The organism is Gimesia sp. (assembly GCF_048260065.1).
Classification (GTDB): Bacteria; Planctomycetota; Planctomycetia; order Planctomycetales; family Planctomycetaceae; genus Gimesia.
The window spans coordinates 200,213-217,864 of the sequence record NZ_JBLXHC010000002.1 but is presented as its reverse complement, the minus strand read 5'-3'; the positions used below and the strand labels follow the sequence as shown (position 1 = coordinate 217,864).

Annotated in this window: 14 protein-coding genes; 6 read left to right on the top strand and 8 right to left on the bottom strand. The window is 51.8% G+C overall.

The window, feature by feature from the left end; genetic code table 11:
• Nucleotides 1-183 precede the first annotated feature (183 nt).
• Nucleotides 184-615 (top strand): carboxypeptidase-like regulatory domain-containing protein, encoded by a 432-nt coding sequence (locus tag ACN0YN_RS03990; protein ID WP_417383696.1) that lies wholly within the window; start codon nucleotides 184-186, stop codon nucleotides 613-615.
• A 2-nt stretch (nucleotides 616-617) separates the two neighbouring features.
• Here the strand turns inward: ACN0YN_RS03990 and ACN0YN_RS03985 are convergent, their stop codons facing one another.
• The 4 genes from ACN0YN_RS03985 to ACN0YN_RS03970 all read right to left on the bottom strand — a co-directional run bounded on the left by ACN0YN_RS03985 (nucleotide 618) and on the right by ACN0YN_RS03970 (nucleotide 4,629).
• Nucleotides 618-1,637 (bottom strand): acyltransferase family protein, encoded by a 1,020-nt coding sequence (locus ACN0YN_RS03985; RefSeq protein ID WP_417384119.1) that lies wholly within the window; start codon nucleotides 1,635-1,637, stop codon nucleotides 618-620.
• A gap of 256 nt (nucleotides 1,638-1,893) precedes the next feature.
• Nucleotides 1,894-2,328 (bottom strand): hypothetical protein, encoded by a 435-nt coding sequence (locus ACN0YN_RS03980; protein WP_417383695.1) that lies wholly within the window; start codon nucleotides 2,326-2,328, stop codon nucleotides 1,894-1,896.
• Between the two features lie 179 nt (nucleotides 2,329-2,507).
• Entirely contained in the window at nucleotides 2,508-4,049 is a 1,542-nt protein-coding gene (locus ACN0YN_RS03975) for a sulfatase (RefSeq protein ID WP_417383694.1), read from the bottom strand.
• 97 nt (nucleotides 4,050-4,146) lie between these two features.
• Nucleotides 4,147-4,629, bottom strand: a complete 483-nt coding sequence (locus ACN0YN_RS03970; protein WP_417383693.1) for a hypothetical protein — start codon at nucleotides 4,627-4,629, stop codon at nucleotides 4,147-4,149.
• 239 nt (nucleotides 4,630-4,868) lie between these two features.
• Between ACN0YN_RS03970 and ACN0YN_RS03965 the strand changes: the two genes are divergently transcribed.
• Together ACN0YN_RS03965 and ACN0YN_RS03960 are read left to right on the top strand one after the other, a co-directional pair.
• Nucleotides 4,869-6,485 (top strand): phytoene desaturase family protein, encoded by a 1,617-nt coding sequence (locus ACN0YN_RS03965; protein ID WP_417383692.1) that lies wholly within the window; start codon nucleotides 4,869-4,871, stop codon nucleotides 6,483-6,485.
• Between the two features lie 266 nt (nucleotides 6,486-6,751).
• The gene (locus ACN0YN_RS03960) at nucleotides 6,752-7,849 is read left to right on the top strand and encodes a linear amide C-N hydrolase (protein ID WP_417383691.1); all 1,098 of its coding nucleotides are present in this window, start codon (nucleotides 6,752-6,754) and stop codon (nucleotides 7,847-7,849) included.
• A gap of 7 nt (nucleotides 7,850-7,856) precedes the next feature.
• Here ACN0YN_RS03960 and ACN0YN_RS03955 read toward each other — a convergent pair whose 3' ends face one another.
• On the bottom strand, nucleotides 7,857-8,927 hold the full coding sequence (locus ACN0YN_RS03955) for a GntR family transcriptional regulator (RefSeq protein ID WP_417383690.1): 1,071 nt from the start codon (nucleotides 8,925-8,927) through the stop codon (nucleotides 7,857-7,859).
• 129 nt (nucleotides 8,928-9,056) lie between these two features.
• Between ACN0YN_RS03955 and ACN0YN_RS03950 the strand changes: the two genes are divergently transcribed.
• The 3 genes from ACN0YN_RS03950 (at nucleotide 9,057) to ACN0YN_RS03940 (ending at nucleotide 15,560) form a co-directional block, all read left to right on the top strand.
• A complete protein-coding gene (locus ACN0YN_RS03950; protein ID WP_417383689.1) occupies nucleotides 9,057-10,232 on the top strand; it encodes a sialidase family protein in 1,176 nt (391 codons plus the stop codon).
• Nucleotides 10,233-10,300: 68 nt separating this feature from the next.
• Nucleotides 10,301-14,413 (top strand): FAD-dependent oxidoreductase, encoded by a 4,113-nt coding sequence (locus ACN0YN_RS03945; protein WP_417383688.1) that lies wholly within the window; start codon nucleotides 10,301-10,303, stop codon nucleotides 14,411-14,413.
• A 454-nt stretch (nucleotides 14,414-14,867) separates the two neighbouring features.
• A complete protein-coding gene (locus tag ACN0YN_RS03940; RefSeq protein ID WP_417383687.1) occupies nucleotides 14,868-15,560 on the top strand; it encodes a hypothetical protein in 693 nt (230 codons plus the stop codon).
• A gap of 43 nt (nucleotides 15,561-15,603) precedes the next feature.
• Here the strand turns inward: ACN0YN_RS03940 and ACN0YN_RS03935 are convergent, their stop codons facing one another.
• The 3 genes from ACN0YN_RS03935 to ACN0YN_RS03925 form a co-directional block, all read right to left on the bottom strand.
• Complete coding sequence (locus ACN0YN_RS03935; protein ID WP_417383686.1) at nucleotides 15,604-16,071, bottom strand: NUDIX domain-containing protein; 468 nt, start codon at nucleotides 16,069-16,071, stop codon at nucleotides 15,604-15,606.
• 41 nt (nucleotides 16,072-16,112) lie between these two features.
• A complete protein-coding gene (locus tag ACN0YN_RS03930; RefSeq protein ID WP_417383685.1) occupies nucleotides 16,113-16,736 on the bottom strand; it encodes a hypothetical protein in 624 nt (207 codons plus the stop codon).
• 87 nt (nucleotides 16,737-16,823) lie between these two features.
• Nucleotides 16,824-17,648: a DNA adenine methylase gene (locus ACN0YN_RS03925; RefSeq protein ID WP_417383684.1), complete on the bottom strand. Its 825-nt coding sequence runs from the start codon at nucleotides 17,646-17,648 to the stop codon at nucleotides 16,824-16,826.
• Nucleotides 17,649-17,652: the final 4 nt, after the last annotated feature.

Here is a 17,652-nt window from a genome sequence, read left to right as displayed (position 1 = left end):
TAGCGTCTATCAATCTAATATACTCGGTCCAAATGGACCTGGAGACGCTACAGTAAAACTGGATACAGTCTTCCGTCTGCAATACCGCGATGGCTGATTGCCGTCGCGGTATTTTTCATCTTCAACTGCAGTCTGCGCACAGTTTCATTGTTTGCGCACTACTTGAATAAGAACGTTTATATCATGTCGGACATTTGCATTACTTCACGATTCAGCCCTGTTTTCTGCCTCATCCTGCTCCTGACCTTCACAGGTTGTGGCGGGGGAGGCGAACCCATCCCCGAACTCGCTCAAGTTACTGGCGTCGTCACCATGGATGGAGCCCCTCTCAGCAATGCCAAAATCATTTTTGAACCGCAACAGGCATCTGACAAAGCCAGACGCCGCGCATCAAACGCTACGACTCAAACCGATGGCTCTTACACGCTGGAATACAATTCGGATGCTTCTGGAGCCACTCCGGGAACACACAAAGTCATGATTCTCAAAATGCCTGATAATCCCGATGATGCTGGCATGCAACTGGTACCTGCCAAATACAATGACAAAACGGAACTGACAGCTGAGGTCAAGACCGGCGAGAACAGTTTCAACTTTGATCTGAAGTCAAAGTAAGATCACTCGGCTGACAGACCAGCTGGCTGTGGAACCGTCAACTGGTCTCGAGGAGATTCGACCGCGGCAACATAATGACTGCTGCGTAACAGGAAGCGTTTTTCAATCAGGTTCCACATCAGGAACGCTCCCACTGCGGTCAGGCCGATGGTAGTCAGCAGAAACAGCCACTGATGTTCTGGAAACCAGCCGGTATTCAGCAGTAACTGCAGAATCGGAAAATGCAGGATATAAACGCCGTAGGAAAAATCTCCATACTTTCCGAAGTTTCCGGCATAGAGAAACAGACCGAAAAAGACAACCAGCGATGCCAGAGCAGCGGGCTGCAACCAGGGCAGGGGAAGCAGCATCCCGTCAACCATCAGAATCACAGCCGCCGCCGTGACGCACCATTTGATATTTCGTTCAAAGATTGGCAAATAATAAAACAGGGCCGCTCCCGCCATAAAGAAACACATCTGTCCGGGCAGTTGTCGCGCCAGTCGGTCATAGAACTCTACCCCTGTTTTGGCATAAGCCGACAACAGCAGTTCGCTGTAGGCAATCGAAAGCAGGTAAATCAGAATCAGAAGTGGCAGCCTGGGGAAACGTCTTAAGAAATAGACCACAACAGGTACGGCGATATAAAACATCGCTTCCACTTTAAGAGTCCACAGCGCACCGTTCACGACCGGAAATTTATTGGCATCAAAAACTCCTGGCAGAGAAGGTTGCAGGAAATTAATAAATGTAAGATTCGCAGCCAGGTACTTCAGCCACGCCAGCGAAAAATACTCCTGAACTGTTTTCTGACTGACCAGCACCAGAAATACAGCAGACAGCATCACCACAGTGAAATAAGCCGGATAGATTCGCCGTACCCGTTTGCTGGCATAGGATCTCAGAGAAGACGATCGTTCATAACTCATCACAATCAGAAATCCACTGACCACAAAGAACCCCTGGACCGCCACTTTTGTGGAGAGAAAGCCCGCTAAAGTCGCTAACTGGCTGAAATCCGAAACCTCATATGCGTGTACCAGACAGACGATCGACGCAAACAGTTATCGAATGAGGTCGAAGTTGTTCTTTTTCAGACGTGGGTGATCGAGGGGCAGCGAATCCATTTTCTGTCCCGAGGCAGAACCATAATTCCGGTATTAGACTCCTCGAACTGTCGCTGAAGTCTCCCCGTCTGTCAAGATAGATTATCGATTCCCGTCTCTCTGCGCAAAGCCGACCTTGTTCGACAGATTCGATGAGCGAACAAAGTCAACTGTAATGATTCGGCGAAACCATTTAGAACCGCTGCGGTTTATGCCTGTTGGAATATGTTGCTTCCGTCACAGTATTTCGATCCGCTCGTGCATGGAAGCGATCTTCCGTCTGCGAACGCTTCTTCTGAAACAAGCTCGCGTTGTAGTCACTTTCCTGTTCAGTCAGTCGAAATTCATGGTCATGCGCTGGCTTATCAGGATACCGATCTGCAGAGGTGACAAAAACCCCCGCCAGACTGACCACAATGTTCAAAAGCATCATGACGGCAATGCTACTGGCCGATTCATTTGTTTCAGGACGGGAAAGCGTTAAGGACTCCGGCTCTGATTCCTGCGTCACGGATGCCATTTTACAGTCACAAAATCGACACTGATCTGCGTCCACTTCGATCTCCGCCTGACAAGCGGGACATTTCTGATACTGAGTGCGCTGTTCCCTGAAATAATACTCCCTCATTTCCGTTCCCCCTAATTCTGGTACATCAAACTGAAAACACAGATGCCAGGACGAATGGGCCCACAATCTCCTGAGGGCTATTTTAAATCACGGAAATGAAGCTGACAATCTTTTTTTGAGACTGTCACCAGCGAGGAAGCAATTCTTCATGGAATATAAATACAGTGTTTTGCAACAACTTATTTCTTCGCGTCCTTTTCCCTCATCAAATCGGGCGGAAAATCAGCTGGTTTCGAACCGCTTTTCAGACGCAGGTTGGCCCCCATACGACGCTTGTGGCTGAAGGGAACGCGATTGGCATCCGCTTTCTCCAGGATCGCATGCAGTTCCGCACGCATTTTCTGAATGCGTTGCTGCTGGTCTTTGTCGAAGATCAGATTATGCTCTTCGTGGGGATCTTTCTCCATATCGTAGAGCTCGTCAATATCCCAGATGCCGTGATATTGAATGAATTTGTATCGCGGAGTTCGTAGCGCAAACGTGGTTGGCGTTTGAGGGAAATTGTATTCCCAGTAGTACTCATAGAGAATATTCTGGCGCCAGTCTTTCGCAGGCATCTTCCCGGCAGCCAGTTGCAGAAAACTCTGGCCGTCCATTTGAGGAGGCGTCTTCAAACCGGCGGCTGCCAGAATGGTCGGCCCGATATCAATATTCGCAACCACTTCATTGATCACGGTTCCCGGTTTCCAGAGACCGGGACAGACCCCGACCAGAGGCACACGCATGGAAGCTTCATAGGCAGTCCGTTTGTCGATCAGGCCATGTTCGCCCCACTGGAACCCGTTGTCCCCCATGTACATGACCAGCGTATTCTCTGCCAGGCCGTTGTCTTTCAACCAATTCCTGACGCGGGCAATCGATTCGTCAACACTCAGCAGTGCTTCACAATACAGGCGATAATGTTCTTCAATGTCTGTATCCTGATGATACGCGAAGTCGACCCCGTGCCAGCTGTTCCGCTGGTTTTTGAGCCACATCGGCTTGTTGAAGTAATTCTCAGAGGTGTTCTCCATCGTCTTAGGGATCGGCATCGACTTATCTTTGTAACGCCCCGCATGCCGCTCCGCCGGGTGGAACATTCCATGCACGCCTTTATGAGACAGATAAACGAAGAACGGTTTACCACTCGGCTTCACAGTATCATCCAGCCACTCGATGGCGTAATCCGTCAGTTCATCCGTGATATACCCTTTCTGAGGCACTGATTTTCCATCGATGTTCAACGTCCAGTTTTTCAGATGTTCCGGCGGATAATAATGCCCCTGTCCGCGAAAGGAAATCCATTTATCAAAACCGGGCCGTGGATCATCGGAATGCCCCCCCATATGCCATTTTCCAAAGAACCCGGTCTTATAACCGGCCTGCTGCAGATACTGAGGGAAGAAGATCGTGCCCGGCTTTGCGGGAACATTGTTATCCACAACTCCATGATTGTGCATATACTGCCCGGTTAAAATCGAGGCACGACTGGGCGAACAGAGCGATGTGGTCACCATCGCGTTTTTGAAGTACACTCCCTCTTTCGCCATCGCATCCATCGCCGGAGTCTCTACCCACGGATGCCCCAGAAAACCCATTACATCATAACGATGATCATCGGCCAGGATGAAAACCACGTTTTTAGGTTTCGCTCCTGGAATCTTTTCCAGTTTTAAATCGGCGGCCGAAACTGGAGAAAGCAGGACGCAGAACAGTAAACACATCAGAGAAATCAGTCGCATGAATTCACCCGTTGTTAAAATTGGTCGGTTATTTCTAAAGTAATTTCGGAAGCACATTTTCCATTGTGGAATAAGCGATCATACTCAACTCATTGAGTCATTGAGTTGTCGTGGCATCTGTTTCTGTTTTGTCAGATTCCTGTTTCTCCAGCTGCTTTTCGTCTGACTCTTTCGCTGAAGGTTTTTTCAGAATCACGCCGCCATAAGTCGATTTAAGTTGACCATCCGGAGATTCAATAATGACAAATTCGCCTGCTTTGGCATTTCGTTCGCGAATGACTTTCGCATCAATGCCCCAGGTCACCTTGTAGTTCATACTTTTGATTTTCTTAATGGCATCCAGGGCATCCTGACGTGCGGGATCCTGCAGGGTGGAAGCGTAAGCTTCGAGATCGTCCCAGTTCTGAGGTACTTTTTTCTGTACTTCGGCGCTGATCGTATAGATGGCTGTCACGATATCAAGTGCGGCTTCTTCGGGAGTCATCGGGGCCGTAGCCTTTGGTGCAGAGGCAGAACGTCCACAGCCGACACACAGAAATACTCCCAGTAGCAATATGCCTGAAAACCGGATTCGATTCATTCCTGTCCTTATAATCATTTCAGATTTAGCTCGTAAGATTCATTGAGATTGAGGTGTAAGAGAAATCATAACGGGCTCCGAAGCGACTGTACACAGACCCTAAAAAATCGAATTCATTTTTTAGGAGACAACCATAACCCCATGTATAGCGTTGCTCTCTCACTGGCACATCGCCCGATTTTTCTCATAATACAATCTGATCAGTGTGTCGATTTCCTACTCAAACGGAACAAACATCAATGTATGATTGCGTGATTATCGGAGCAGGGCATAATGGACTGGTTTGTGCCCATCAACTGGCTCGGCAGGGGTGGAAGACTCTGGTACTTGAACGCCGCGATCTGGTGGGCGGTGCCTGCGTCACCGAGGAACTCTGGCCCGGCTTCAAGGTTTCTACTGCTTCCTATCTGGTCAGCCTGCTGCTCCCCGAAATCGAACAGGAAATGCAACTGGCGCGTTACGGTTACCGCGTCCTGCCGCGCAATCCCAGTTCTTTCACTCCCGGAACGGATGGCAGATCCCTGCTGCTGGGCCCTGACCTGCAACAGAATCAGGAACAGATCGCACAGTTCAGCCCACGCGACGCAGAACAGTTTCCCCGCTATGAAGCGATGCTGGAAAAAATCGCCGAGTCCCTGGAACCTGCGCTGATGCAGACGCCCCCCGATCTGTTGCCACTCCCTGCCAGCTGGCGGTCCGTCGGCTTCATCAAGAAACTCCGCGACACGAAAACCGCCTACCATTTACATCAGTCATTGAAAAGACTGGGGGAAACGATCCCCGAAGCAATCGAGCTGCTCACCGGACCGGCCCTCCCCATCCTCAACCGCTGGTTCGAATCCGATATCCTCAAAGCCACTCTGGCCACTGACGCGATTATCGGCACTTTTCAACCTCCGTCCGCTCCGGGTACCGCTTATGTTTTACTGCACCACGTAATGGGCTCTGCCGGCGGCGCACGCGGGGTCTGGGGTTACGTGGAAGGGGGCATGGGAGCATTAAGCCAGGCGATGGCAGCCTCTGCGAAAGCAGCCGGTGTTGAAATTCGCACGGGTGTGACGGTGGAAGAAATTCTGATCTCAGGTCAGCAGATCTCTGGCATTCGCCTGTCAACGGGTGAGATAATCTCCAGCCGTTCCGTCGCCTCGAATGCTGACGCGCATGTGACATTTGAAAAACTGATCCCCACCGGTACGCTTCCTGAAACATTCGAGAACGCCGTCGGTCGCATCGATTACAGCAGTGCCAGTATGAAAATCAACGTTGCCGTCAGTGAACTCCCCGATTTCACCTGTCTGCCCGGCTGTCAGGAACCGGGACCACAGCACCGGGGGACCATCCACATCGGTGCCACCTGTGAAGAGATCGAACGGGCCTACGATGATGCCAAGTATGGTCAACCGTCGATACAACCCATCATCGAAATGACGATTCCCTCAGCCGTCGATACAACCCTGGCGCCTCCCGGCCAGCATATCCTGTCACTGTTCGTGCAATATGCTCCGTATCAGCTGGCCCGTGGAAACTGGGACGAAATCAAAGAGGAGTTCGCAGACCGTTGTCTCAATCGGATCGCTGAATTCGCACCGAATGTCCCTGCGTCTGTACTCCATCGACAGGTGCTCTCGCCACTTGATCTGGAGCGAACCTTCAGCCTCACAGGCGGCAATATCTTTCAGGGAGCCATGCCCGCCCATCAACTGTATAATATGCGTCCGGTCCCCGGGTGGAGTGATTACCGCACCCCCATCAAGGGACTCTACCTGTGCGGCAGCGCCGCTCATCCCGGAGGCGGCGTCATGGGAGCCTGCGGTCGCAATGCGGCGCGAGAGATGCTCCGCGATGGAAAACTCTAAGAGCAAAGAACTCATTCGGGCCAAATGACCTTGGAGACGCTACAGTAAACCTGGAGACAGGCTAATCGGCATTGTCGCTATTCTGTTTCGCAATCCCTGAGATCTCCCACATAGTTCGCGTACCCACTCATTTTCTCTCTGCGATCAAGTCGATTGAGAGAGTACCGGAGTATCATCCCCTCGAAATCACCTCCGGAAAACGAACTGCGCTACAGATTTAAAAACCGAATCGTCATGATTCACAGTCAAATTCTCGGAGAACTACAGTGAAACGCCTCATCGGATTGATCGTTGCCCCGGCGGTCATACTTTCAACACTCATTATCCCTTCATCAATTACTTCTGCCTGCACGGGAATTACCATTAAACCCAAAGATGGATCAGCCATTTTCGGTCGTACATTGGAATTTGCACAAGACCTGCAGTCAAACATCATTATCGTTCCCCGTCAGCGGGAGAATGTCGGCAGCACTCCGAATCAGCAGCCGGGGCTGCATTGGACTTCTCAGTACGGCATGGTCGGCATGAATGCCTTTGACCTCCCGGTCATTGTAGACGGCATTAACGAAAAAGGACTGCATGTCGGCATCTTCTATTTTCCCGGATATGCCGAATATCAGGACCTCACAGCACAGGATACCGACAAATCGATCAGTCCTGTCGAAGTCCCACTCTATCTGCTGGGCACCTGTCAGACCGTGGAAGAAGTTACTACATCCATCAAACAGATCAAAGTCGGTAAAGTCGTCATGCCGCAACTCGGAGGCGTTCCCCCATTTCATTACATCGTGAACGACGCCAGCGGAAAATCCATTGTTATCGAATACGTTAAAGGTAAATTGAACATTTATCAGAACCCGCTGGGCGTTCTCACCAACGCTCCCACCTTCGACTGGCAGATGACCAATCTCAGCAACTACGTCAACCTGCTCACAAATAACATTACTGATATCAAAGTCGACGACGTCTCTATCAAAGGCTTCGGCCAGGGAAGTGGCATGCTCGGACTGCCCGGCGACTTTACACCGCCATCCCGGTTCGTGCGCGCCGTCGCTTTTTCCACAACCGCCTTTCCCGTCCAGACGGCTCACGACGGCGTTCTGCAGACCTTTCATATTCTCAACCAGTTCGATATCCCCAAAGGTTCCGCCCGTGGAGTCGAGCAGGGCAAAGTCGTCGGCGACTACACCATGTGGACCGGCGTCTCCGATCTGACCAATCGGCATTACTACTTCCGTACCTACGATAACAGCAACCTCCGTGTCGTGAATCTGAACTGCCTCAATCTCGATGCACAGAACATTCAGACCATTTTCATTCAGGGTCCCGAACAGATCATCGATCTTTCAGGCTGTGCCCGATAAACCGGTTTCAGCCGGGAGACGCTTTGATCGGTTGAACCAGTTCTACTTCGACGCGCGTCTCCATCGAAAACGCGTCTTCCCCGTTGACCTGTCGCAGCAGCATTCTGCCGATCTCCTGTCCATACGCGACGGGAGAAAGGCAGGCGCGGATGTAAGGAAATGGGCAGTCTGACTGATCACGGGCAAACCGGTCTGCCACGACCAGCACCGGACGCCTGCTTTTAGGCAGCGACTGTTCGGACACACTCTCTGCAATCGCGCGGGCAGCCGGTTCAGAACGACACAACACCCCCAGCTTGCCGGTCGACTGCTGAAGTACTTCCAAAGCAGCCGCCTGAATCGCCCGGTCATCAGCGGGCAGACAACGAATCGCAAGTTGATCCAGTCCCAGACCAGCAGCGTACATTTCCTGGAGAATCGCATCCAGCAGTTGATGATCTCCCGCTGTTACCTGATCCCGCAGTACAACCAGAATCCTGGCACATTTCTTTCGCAACAGTTCCTGAACCAGCAGACGACCTATCTGTTTCTGGTCGCGATCGATCTGAGCCAGCCCACTGATCGAAGGCTGCAGTAACCCGTTCACCACAGCAGGGAGGCCGCTCTCTTCCAGAATTCGCTGCACCCCGACTTGAGCTCGCTGTAACACGAAGCCTTCCGGCTCACTCGACTTCAACGCGCGATTGACAATCTCCTCCACATAGGCTTCTTCCTCCCGGTGGGGTAGAAAGTTGAACTGCAACTCCGCGTCCGGCAGTTCCCGCTGAATGCCAATCACGATTCCATCTGCCAGCAATCCTTCACGTTCCAGAAATTTCTGATCCACCACCAGATGCACACACTTCAATCCGTGTGACTGTTCTTCATCCGGTTCGGCAATGAAGGTCCCCGCCCGTTGTTTGCGAACCAGCACGCGACGCTGTGTCAGTAACTGCAACGCCCGGTTCGCGGTAGTTCCACTTACCTGAAAAGAGCGAGCTGTCTCACTGGTGGTAAAATAAGGATCGCCGGGTTTCAGCTTGCGCGCCTGGATATCAGTCTGAATCCGCTCGGCCAGATCCACAATCGCCGGTTTCATAGAGGAATCTCATTCGTTTGAAAAAATACGTTTTATGCTTTCAATTCTGTTCGTACTTTTATAATATTACAGAAGAGATAATAATATCGCAACAATAATATTATTAACCTTAGACGGGAAACCGGTAAAATGACACACCTTCCACTGCGCTCCATGTTGTTTTTCTCCCTCTCACTGTTCGTAATTCTCTCGCCGCTGCAACACAGCCAGGCAGACGATCTGCAGAAGACCGTTTTATTTGAAGCACGCGACGGCCAGTACCATCACTATCGTATCCCCGGCATCATCTCCACAAAGAAGGGCACACTCCTGGCTTACTGTGAAGCCCGTAAAACATCCGGCGACTGGGCTAACATTGACATCCTCATGCGCCGCAGTACTGATGGCGGCAAAACCTGGGATGCTCCTCAGACAATTCACGATGCTAAAGAAAACACGGTCAACAATGTGGTTGCCTTTGATGATGCCCAGACCGGTCAGGTTCATCTGCTGTATTGTGAAAACTACGGTCGCTGTTTTTATATCGACAGCAAAGACGACGGCAAGACTTTCAGTGATCCCGTCGAAATCACGAGTGTCTTCGAACAGTTCCGTAAGGAATACGACTGGAACGTCATCGCCACCGGCCCCGGTCATGGCATTCAATTACAGAACGGTCGGCTGCTCGTGCCTGTCTGGCTTTCGACGGGGGGTAAAAAACACCGTCCGTCCAGCGTCGCCACCATCTTCAGCGACGATCACGGCAAGACCTGGCAACGCGGCGACATCATCGTCAAACAGGGAGACACCGTCGCCGGCGAGACTGTTGTGAATCCCAGCGAAACCGTCGCCGTCCAGTTATTCAACAATCAGGTCCTGGTTAATATCCGTACCGAATCAGAGCCGCATCGGCGTCTGGTTGCCGTGAGTGACAATGGTGCCACCAACTGGACCAACAAACATTTTGACGATCAACTCCTCGAACCGGTCTGCATGGCCAGCATCCTGCGTCTCCCCGCCAGTAAATCACAGTCGAAGAATGCCATCGTCTTCGCGAACCCGGACAACCTGGAAAACAAAACCAAACGCAGAAAGCCCAATCGCGATCGGAAAAACCTGACACTGCAGGTCAGTTTCGATGACTGTCAGACCTGGACCGGCAAGCAGGTCCTCGAACCCGGTATCAGCGGCTACAGCGATTTAGCGGCGTTACCCGATGGCACGATCTTCTGTTTCTACGAAGATGGTGGCTTTAAAAATGACGGTTACGACACAACTGCCTTGACAATCGCTCGATTTCCATTGAAATGGATCTTACAGGACTGACCCGAACACAAACGTCATCTGCAAGTCTTAACCCGGTATCGCTCCCCGAGAAAGATTGAGTTCCTGCCATGCCTCGCAACTTCGTTATTGTTTTCACTCTCCTCTTCTGCTCTCTGATTTCCCTGCAACCGATCTCCGCTGATCAACCCGAGCACAGTGTCGACATCTGCGTTTATGGCGGAACTTCGGGAGGCGTTGTCGCAGCCGTCAAAGCAGCCCGCCTCGGAAAGCAGGCCATTCTTATTGAACCGGGTCAGCATCTGGGGGGGATGAGTTCGGGCGGTCTCAGCTTTTCCGACATGGGGAAAGCCGCCACCGTCGCCGGCATGGCACGCGAGTTCTATCAGCGTATCGGCCGCAAATACAACAAGCCTCTCGAAACACAGCTCGAACCGCATGTCGCCGAACAGGTCTTCGATGAGATGATCAAAGAAGCCGGCGTGACCGTTCTTAAAGGAGAGCCGCTCAAAAAAGTCATCAAACAGGGACCGAACATTCAAACCCTGATCACCGAAAAAGGGACTCGCATCAACGCAAAAATGTTTATCGACACCACCTACGAAGGCGATCTGCTCGCAGCCGCCGGTGTTTCTTATTCGCTGACCCGCGAAGCCAATTCGCAGTACAACGAAACGTTGAATGGTATTCAGTATCATGAAATCCCCCAGGTTCATTTTGGAAAAGTCGATGCCATCGGTCGCCGCAAAGATCGTCGTGGCTTATGGGATCGTTCCATTCCGCTCGATCCTTATCGCATTCCCGGCAATCCGGAAAGTGGTCTGTTACCTTTAATCGAAGAAGGGGAGCTCGGTACTCATGGTGAAGCCGCCCCCGGTGTGCAGGCTTATTGCTTCCGACTCTGCGTCACCGATCAACCCGCGAACCGTATCCCCATTCAACCTCCTGCCAACTACGATCCGGCCCGCTATGAAATTGTCGCCCGTTATATCCAGGCCTGTCAGAAAGCCGGCGATGATATGGACCTCCGCTGGTTCACCAAACATGATGCACTCCCTAATGGCAAATTCGATTTCAACACGGCTTACTTCGGCTTGAACTACGTTGGCGGAAACAAAGGCTACACCGAAGCCAGCCATGCAGAGCGTCAGAAAATCATCAAAGAACACGAGAACTACGCTCGCGGCCTGTATCATTTTCTGAAGACAGACCCCCGCGTTCCCGAAAAAGTCCGTCAGCAGATCAGCCAGTACGGTCTCTGCAAAGACGAATTCCTCGATAACGGCGGCTGGCCGCATCAGCTTTATATTCGCGAGTCACGGCGGATGATCTCCGACCTGGTCATGACCGAACATCACTGTCGTCACACCGAAGTCGCCCCCCGATCTGTCGGACTGGCCTCTTATGGAGTCGACATCCACGAAATCCGTCGCATCGCTCATGAAGGCATGATGATCCGCGAAGGCAAACTGCTCGGCCACACCGGCACTCGCGGTCCGTATCCCATCGGCTTCGATGCAATCGTTCCTAAAGCCTCCGAATGCAACAACCTGCTGGTCACCTTTGCGATCTCCGCCAGTCATGTCGCCTTTGGTTCCACCCGCATGGAACCGGTCCTCATGATTCTCAGCCAGTCTGCTGCCACTGCTGCCAGCCAGGCCATCGACGCCGACTCCCCGATTCAGGAAATCAACTATCAGCGTCTCCGCACCCAACTCCTCGCTGATGGTCAACTGCTCGACTGGCCTTCGCCCGTCAAACGCGGTCAACCCCAGGCGCGCGTCATCACCACGGCAGAAAAACTGCCCGGAATTGTCCTCGATGATTCCGCTGCGGAATACACCGGTGGCTGGAGTGAAAGCAATCGCCAGCCATCGCCCCTGGGACCGACTTACACTCACGATAACAACAAAGAACGCGGTAAGAAAACCGCCCGCTTCTCGCCGAAGATTAAACAGACCGGCGACTACGAAGTCCGGTTGCTCTATACCTGGCATGAGAATCGTTCCACCAAAGTGCCGGTCACCATCCAAAGTGCAGACGGAGAAAAAACGGTCCTCGTCAATCAAAGGCAACCCGCGCTCGTCAATCGCATCCCGGTTTCTTTGGGTGAATTTCACTTCGAAGCAGGGCAGCCGGCGCACATCACAATCTCCAATACCGGCGCCGATGGCTATGTCGTCGTCGATGGCCTGCAGCTGATCCCTGTGGAAATCGCCACTGAAGAACGAGCCGGCACAAAAGCGTCCGGATTCCCCGAAATCAGTATGGCGGAAAAACCAATCGCCAGCCCACTCCCCAATCCACAGGCAACCCGCGTCGCCGTTTCTCCGCTCGCTGCGGAAACGAAACCACGGACTCCCGGAGCTAGCACCCGACACTCGAAGGAACCGGTTACCCTGGCAAAAGAGACTCCCGCAGCAGAGGTAGACGGAAAATCTTACGACGTCGTCGTCATCGGTGGCACGGGTGGCGGTGTCGCATGTGCGGTGCGGGCAGCCCGCGAAGGTTGTTCGGTTCTGCTCGTGCAGCATAACGGTCACCTCGGTGGCATGATGACCAACGGTCTGATGCAGTGGGACGCGCTGTACGGCGGCCCCCGTTCGCCACTCTTCAGCGAACTGCTGGAGAATATTGAAAACTATTACATCGACACCTTCGGTCAAAACTCCCGCGATCACCAGACGATTCGCTACACACACGAAAAATACCCGATTGGCTGGGCCGAACCCCATGTCGCCGAACGCGAATACAATCGGCTCATCGCGCAGGAACAGAACATCACACTCCTCTTGAATCATTACCCCACCAAAGTCAATCGCCAGGGTGCGCTCATCAACGACGTCACCCTCAATCGCTTTGGTACTCCCGAAAGTATCCAGGTCAAAGGCACCACCTTTGTCGATGCGACCTACGAAGGCGATCTGTTCGCGCTGGCGGACGTTCCCTATCGCGTCGGTCGCGAAGCCCGGGACGAATTCAACGAACCCCACGCCGGGAAAGTGTTCGTCAACATCGATGGTCACCGCCCCGAGAGCATCGTCAAAGAGGGTGTCAATATTCGCGTCTACGGAGCAAGGCAGGGGAGTATGGACCCCACCAGCCCATTCACCGCCGATGGTGCCGTCCAGGCTTATAACTATCGGTTCTGCGTGACATCCGATCCCGCCAATCGACTCCCGATCCCCAAACCGGCCAGCTACAATCGCGAGGATTATCTCAACTTTCACCGCCGCTACATCCCCGCCAGTCGTGGCCCCAATCACAAGTCGCACGTCAACAGCCCGATCATGCCGGGTCAGAATCACGAATACCCCGAAGCCGACTGGTCCGCTCGCGAGCAGATCATTCAGCAGCATCTCGACTTCGGTCTGGGGCTGATGTGGTTTCTGCAGCATGATGAATCGATCCCCGCAGCGCAGCGGAAGAAGTACCTCGAATGGGGGCTCCCCAAAGATGAATACGCCGACCACGATCACGTTCCCTACGAAATGTATGTCCGCGAAGCCCGCCGCATTGTGGGTCGTCATGTCTTCAATGAAAATGATGGCATGCTGACAGAAGACTACCGCCGGACTCCCATCCACCCGGACAGCATCGCCGTGACCGACTGGTACATGGACTCGCATTCCTGCACGACGGACAGTCGCCCCGGATTCAAGTACGACGGCAAACTGATCCTCACCGAAGAATCCCGTCCGTCGCAGATCCCCTATCGCGCTCTGCTGCCACAGGGCATTGACAATCTGCTGGTCCCCGTCTGTCTCTCCGCGACTCACATCGCCTGGGGCGCCATTCGTCTGGAACCGGTCTTCCTGCAGACCGGTGAAGCCGCCGGCTATGCAGCCGCACTCGCCAAGCAGCAGTCGACCACCGCCGCCGACCTCGATCCCGAGCTCCTGCTGCAAACCCTCGTGCGTTATCGTCAACTGGTCAGCTTCTTCAACGACATCAAAATCACCGATTCGGACCCGGCTATCCCCGCTGCCCTCTATTTCGCGACAAAAGGGTTTTTCAACGACTACAACGCCCGGCTCAACGAACCGCTGACTCAATCTGTAAAGGCGGCCTGGGAACAGGGACTGCAGCAACTCGAGCAGGGCACCCTCGATCCGCGTCAGCTGGCGAAACAGGTACAACAGGCAGAAGAACAAAAATCGCCGGCCACCAAAGTCAAACGAGGCAACTTTCTGCTCAACGCCTGGGATCGTATGCAAAACTGATTTAAGTGACCTCATCCTGTTCACTTCCTGCTGAAGAAATTCGACTTGACTCCTGCTTTCCGCGCGGCAAAATCAGCGTTTATTCGTGTGTCGCGCGCGATCCACTACTGGATCAGGTGAAGTTTACGAATACGGAAAAATATTCGCACTATAAAACCCGCTGGTCTTAACGCGATTTGCTCCAACACCTGCATAAAATTAATCAGCCTGTCGCCACACTATCGCCACACCATCGCCATACCTTGGCGCACTTCTCGCGTCCGGTTCGCCCTGCTGTCAACTCCTGTCGATTCGTATCGCCACGGTTTTTGTTGATCTCCGCTTGCCTCCTCCGAGCCATTATCGATAATCCTGTTCGCTGACCACAGAATTCATCTACCTGGTTCTTCATGTGATATGCCTCGCTTTGCAGAAGTAAAATTGCAGAAACACTCCCGGAATCCCCCCAGAAAGTATGTGGAGATTCCTCAAAGCACCGGATGCCCGCTGTCGGCTTGCCCGGCAGTGCGCAGGTGTCTTCCCACAGAAAAAAGAGATTTCCAGTCCCAGTCTACCCGATCTCCCCCGACTCAACTCAGATGAACAGCGCGCAGCAGAATTCAAATTCAACGTGACAATTCAGCAGCGCAGGTTTAAGATAGATACAATCAAGGCAGCCAGTTCGCAGACGGGAGTTTTCAAGCCAATGTATCTTCGAAAGAAACATTATCTGACATTGATTCTCGCATCACTGGATTTCCTGCTGTTGGTGACGGTCGGCATCTTCTTCAAACACGCCCCCCGCCACCAGGTAACCGAACTGGAATCCATCACTGCCCGCATCCCCCTGGGAATTTCCACAGCAGAAGCGGACGCGCAACTGGGGCGTGCTCCCGACGCCATTTCTCAAATACGGGGCACACTCCTGAATTCCACCACGATGCTCACCGCGGACAACCCACGCTCAGCACAACAGGGGAGCGTGCAACTCTTTACCCTGCGCACCTGGCACCGCGGCGACACACACGCAACCATCGCCGTCAATCAGTCGGGCAAAGTCGCCGGCCGCTGGTCCTGGTCAGACCATCCTCCAGCCCGTGCATTTCATCTCAACCCGAATGAAATCAACAACCGTGTCAACGCCCTCTGGCAATCCCTGTTCGGCTGATTAAAGAATAACCCCGGCTTCTATCCCACAACCGTGCTGTTTCTCACTCCTTAGAGCAGGCCATCTCCACAATCTTAGATAACGCCACAGGCGGCATAATTTCTGATGACTCTGCCAGTTCTTCCCGCGACCACCAGCGAATCTCTCGCATCTCCTGCTGCTCCGATTCCGATAAACCTTCGCGATTCAGATCAAGCGCCTCTTTCATCCGACAGACATAGTACGCCTCACGACTAACGATAGAACCGCCGCCAGTGAGTTTTGCCCGGCTCTCACTTACACAAAACCGATGTCCGATCGCTACCTCACTCAACCCCAGTACATCCTGCAACTCCCGCTGCAACGCCTCTACCTCCGATTCCCCATCTGCAATCTCCCCACCAGGAAGCCCCCAGTAAGCTGACACCTTCGGCTGTGTCGAATCAGCGGGCAACGCAGACAGATGCCGCACCAGCAACACCTGATCCCCTTCATTCAACAAAACCCCTCGAACCGTTTTGCACTTTTCCATGGAATGTTAGAAATTTCAACTATCAAAGAGAACATTTAATATTAGAGTTCTCGATAGAGAGACAGAAAACACTTAGCTTGAGATCGAAGCAGTGCAGTTTGCTCCTTGTCAGATTTCCCCTGACGATACAATTTTCCTTTTCGAACATCTAAAACTGCTGTTGTCAGTTCATCATTAGCTGAGGGAATTGCTGTTGTCATCATATGTGTAATCATCTCAGCTCGCCGCTTATTCAATGAGTCATCATTATTCAGCCACATCTTAATTGCGGTAGGAGTCCCATCAATAACCAAAGCAAGTTCAGGTCGAATATTTATTTTCAAATCTTCACACACCCAGACTCCTGTTGGTCGTTCAAACCAATCTAGAGTTTTTCGCCCCATGAATTTTTTATAGCCAGCAACTAGACCTGGGTAATGCTTCGCACGCGTTGGCTCAGTTTGTTGCCCAGCTAACTGATCAAGATAATCTTTTGACTTTCCTGTTTGATGCATTCGTATAACAGCTTCCCGAAACTGCTTATAGCAATCTGGTGGAACCCGATATCCTACTTCATGCTGCTTTCGGATAGCCCTAACTACAGTAAGTTGTTGTTCTGGCGGCTTGGTAGAAAAATTTAAAAACTGAGTCAGTGAGATTTTCACATGCGTAATAGTCTTGGACATCGTTAATCCTTTCACACCTCATATAATACAATCCATTCGTCTCTAAATTTGAACCCAAGTTTTTTTGCCCCGAATTCAAAATCGAACTTACCAATTAATCCACAGTGTCTCTTGCTTCCTTGCTTTTGTTTTTCCACCAGCTGAATGATTTGCAATATCAAAGGTGATAACTCTCCAAGCTTTAAAAATCTCATCATAGAGAGGCGATGGATAACCGCTTACTACCACTTTTGATTCACACTTATTTAGAACACTTGCCAACTCCAGATGCTCTTCATCAGACATTTCGTAGCCATAAACAGATCTGCTAGTTTCATGACGAGTAGAGGACACATAAGGAGGGTCGCAATAGATTAGAGTATCAGGCGCATCCCATGTCCGAATCACTTCTGTTGCTGGACGAGATAGAATTTGTACTGTTCGAAACCTCTCGATAATATATGGAAGTTGCTCATCAATCATTGAGAGGTACCCCGAAACAACATCCGCCATATTCCTTCTCACTCTATGAAGCGTATAACTAAAAGACGAACCTCTACCACCAATTGAAAGTCTCCACCGAATGAAGTCCCGTCGAGCTTGTTCTATTTCATCATCACAGTTTTCTGAAGAGCCAATAAATTCTTCTTCACTATATGGCGAAAGACTTAGTCGTCGATGCAACTCTTCTCCATTGTCTCGTAGCACTCGAAATAATCGAGTTATTCGATGGTCGAGATCATTGTAGACCTCAACGCTTGAAGGCACTTTATTAAGCAATACGGATGCTGCGCCACCAAAGGGTTCTAAATATGTGTGATGCTCGGGGAATTCTTCAATGATTCGCTGACAAAGATAAAACTTTCCTCCGTGCCATTTCACAGGCGGTCGTAAGTGACTTGGCTTTGACTTCCTTGAATTTGTTGGTTTCATCCAT

What these genes read in the sequence shown, in the direction of transcription:
- ACN0YN_RS03925 (WP_417383684.1), bottom strand. Translation starts at nt 17,648, where the DNA reads ATGAAACCAACAAATTCAAGGAAGTCAAAGCCAAGTCACTTACGACCG.
- ACN0YN_RS03980 (WP_417383695.1), bottom strand. Translation starts at nt 2,328, where the DNA reads ATGAGGGAGTATTATTTCAGGGAACAGCGCACTCAGTATCAGAAATGT.
- ACN0YN_RS03935 (WP_417383686.1), bottom strand. Translation starts at nt 16,071, where the DNA reads ATGGAAAAGTGCAAAACGGTTCGAGGGGTTTTGTTGAATGAAGGGGAT.
- ACN0YN_RS03940 (WP_417383687.1), top strand. Translation starts at nt 14,868, where the DNA reads ATGTGGAGATTCCTCAAAGCACCGGATGCCCGCTGTCGGCTTGCCCGG.
- ACN0YN_RS03965 (WP_417383692.1), top strand. Translation starts at nt 4,869, where the DNA reads ATGTATGATTGCGTGATTATCGGAGCAGGGCATAATGGACTGGTTTGT.
- ACN0YN_RS03975 (WP_417383694.1), bottom strand. Translation starts at nt 4,049, where the DNA reads ATGCGACTGATTTCTCTGATGTGTTTACTGTTCTGCGTCCTGCTTTCT.
- ACN0YN_RS03945 (WP_417383688.1), top strand. Translation starts at nt 10,301, where the DNA reads ATGCCTCGCAACTTCGTTATTGTTTTCACTCTCCTCTTCTGCTCTCTG.
- ACN0YN_RS03950 (WP_417383689.1), top strand. Translation starts at nt 9,057, where the DNA reads ATGACACACCTTCCACTGCGCTCCATGTTGTTTTTCTCCCTCTCACTG.
- ACN0YN_RS03990 (WP_417383696.1), top strand. Translation starts at nt 184, where the DNA reads ATGTCGGACATTTGCATTACTTCACGATTCAGCCCTGTTTTCTGCCTC.
- ACN0YN_RS03955 (WP_417383690.1), bottom strand. Translation starts at nt 8,927, where the DNA reads ATGAAACCGGCGATTGTGGATCTGGCCGAGCGGATTCAGACTGATATC.
- ACN0YN_RS03970 (WP_417383693.1), bottom strand. Translation starts at nt 4,629, where the DNA reads ATGAATCGAATCCGGTTTTCAGGCATATTGCTACTGGGAGTATTTCTG.
- ACN0YN_RS03930 (WP_417383685.1), bottom strand. Translation starts at nt 16,736, where the DNA reads ATGTCCAAGACTATTACGCATGTGAAAATCTCACTGACTCAGTTTTTA.